This window comes from Ohessyouella blattaphilus (assembly GCF_024721265.1).
Classification (GTDB): Bacteria; Bacillota; Clostridia; order Lachnospirales; family Lachnospiraceae; genus Aequitasia; species Aequitasia blattaphilus_A.
Genome location: NZ_JAMXOC010000084.1, coordinates 1 through 984 on the forward strand (window position 1 = coordinate 1; position 984 = coordinate 984).

A 984-nucleotide genomic window follows, 5' to 3' on the forward strand; every position below is an offset into this window, starting at 1 on the left:
ATCACAAACACCGTTATCGAAAAGTGCTCCTCAGAATCTCGCGGCGGTGGTATGTATGTGGCAGACTCTGGTTCTAGCGTTACGATAAAAAATACCACGATACGAAACAACACGGCACTTGGTCGTTGGGCTGACTATCAATCGGGTGGTGGCTTATACATCAAAAACGCAACCGTTACCGCTACAGATACCACAATTGCGGGAAACAGTGGAACAAGTTCGTCCAGTGTTGGTGGGGGTATATGTTTAGACGGCGGTACGATAGATATGACAAACGGTATCATCGACGGCAACGTAGCCGCTAAGGCGGGTGCTGGCATCTTCGCTACGTCGAGTTCAGTCGCCAATTTGACAGGTACAACTGTCTCAAACAGTGTCTCTAATAATGGCGGTGGCATCTACTTAACGGGTTCAAGTCTTGTAGCGTCAGGTGCGACTATTACGAAGTGTTCTACTGATAAGAGCAACCCCGATTTACGCACGACTGCGGGAGCCGGGGGCGGTGTATATGTGGATGATACATCAACAGCCGACTTGTGTGACTCTAGTATCACAAACTGTAAGGCAACAGGTCACGGCGGTGGAGTATTCACGAAAGCATACGCAAATGTAGTAACGAATGCGAGTACAACCTTTACCGGAAACTCGGCCGCTATTCTCAGCATACCCGCAACAGACATAGCTAGTAGCTCTTACTCATGTTTATCTGCTAGCAGTGTGTCACCAACGAATGCCGAATTGGATAATCGAATATATCCTCTAAACAACTACGATATTAACTACCTAAGTTACCGTATCATCTATGACGGCAATAAGGGCACGTTAAGCGATGGACAAAAAACGGTTTCGGGCTATAGAGAATATCTAGGGTGGACAAGTGATTCGATTTCGACTACGAACAACTATACTGTGCTATCTAATGACAATAGCTTGTCTAGTCTGGGCGGGTTTGCAAATACAGGCTACGACTACGACACGTGGTGC

1 protein-coding gene is annotated in these 984 nt (G+C 47.0%); it reads left to right on the forward strand.

Annotation, left to right across the window (positions count from 1 at the left end):
* On the forward strand, positions 1–984 hold a 984-nt coding region (locus NHH16_RS15460), incomplete at both ends, for a hypothetical protein (RefSeq protein ID WP_262070482.1).